Here is a 1237-nt window from a genome sequence, read left to right on the forward strand (position 1 = left end):
GTCAGATGTGTATAAGAGACAGATCCTAGGAAATACAATAAGTTTGACTAGAACTAAATGTCCCCCTTGAAAGGAGAAGCGCAATGAACAAAACAAAAGTAAAATGTCCTCGTTGTAACTCTGACCAACTATATAAGTTTGGTTTAGATAAGCAGGCTAATCAAAAATATCAATGTAAAAAGTGTAAGCGACAATTCGCACCTGACTCCGTCAGAAAGCGGGTAACATCTAAATATCCAAGATGTCCAAAGTGTGGTAAAGCAACTTTCTTGCATCACATCTATAAACACTATAATCGCTATAAATGTGGTAATAAGAAGTGCAATCATATCATTGTTCATCACCATAACCTAAATATAGATGATGCCTCCAGTGAAAACCTAACCGGTTCCCTTTCTATGAAAGGTATGCGTTTTCCACTCCATACTATTCTGACTGCATTAACTTTATATTTTTTAAACAACTCATCAACAAGAACTATTTCACAGTTCCTTTTCGTAACTTCAAATATAAAGGTTTCTCATGTCACAATAGCTAGTTGGACTCAAAAGTTTGCACCTTTTTTCAAACAAAAAGCTGATAAGTTTAAAGAGCAGCTAGATCTCCAATCTGACGATTGGCATGCTGACGAAACAGTGGTCTTTATAAATGGTGAACGCTATTATTTATGGTTAGCTATTGACTCTGAAACGAGATTTATTTTAGCTTTTCATCTAACCAAATCACGTAGTGAGGATTCAGCATTTACACTAGTAAACCAAGCTAAACAATTTGGAATGCCATCAAACTTTATAACTGATAGACTACCTTCATATAACCAAGCTGTAGCGAAGCTATTGGGCGAAAACAAGCATGTGCCTGTTGCTCCTATGTCTAGCGACATATCAAACAATTTAATTGAGTCTTTTAACAAAACATTTAAAGCTTGGTATAAAGCTAAAAAAGGGTTTAACTCTTTTGAGAAAGCAAATAACTTAATATACTTATTTGTCTTTCACTATAATTTCATTAGGCCTCATGGTTCATTAAATAATCTCACACCTGCTGAAGTTGCAGGCTTCGCTAGCAATAGCATTGATCGTAAATCTTGGTTTGTCGCTGCTTAATCTCAACTTAATATCTTTGATTAACCTGCAAAAATCTAACTTTTTGTAGGCTTATTTGCCATACAAAAATTTATTCAAACTTATATAATTTTCAAAGAACGAGTAATTCTACGAAATGTTAAGCTATTTTT

At 34.0% G+C, this 1237-nt stretch carries 1 protein-coding gene; it reads left to right on the forward strand.

The features are described from left to right. The first annotated feature begins 83 nt into the window (after window positions 1-83). Window positions 84-1106: an IS6 family transposase gene (locus tag P8F77_RS18295; RefSeq protein WP_326511720.1), complete on the forward strand. Its 1023-nt coding sequence runs from the start codon at window positions 84-86 to the stop codon at window positions 1104-1106. Window positions 1107-1237 lie beyond the last annotated feature (131 nt).

Source organism: Anaerostipes sp. PC18 (genome assembly GCF_039789045.1).
GTDB classification, from domain to species: domain Bacteria; phylum Bacillota; class Clostridia; order Lachnospirales; family Lachnospiraceae; genus Anaerostipes; species Anaerostipes hominis.

What these genes read in the sequence shown, in the direction of transcription:
- P8F77_RS18295 (WP_326511720.1), top strand. Translation starts at nt 84, where the DNA reads ATGAACAAAACAAAAGTAAAATGTCCTCGTTGTAACTCTGACCAACTA.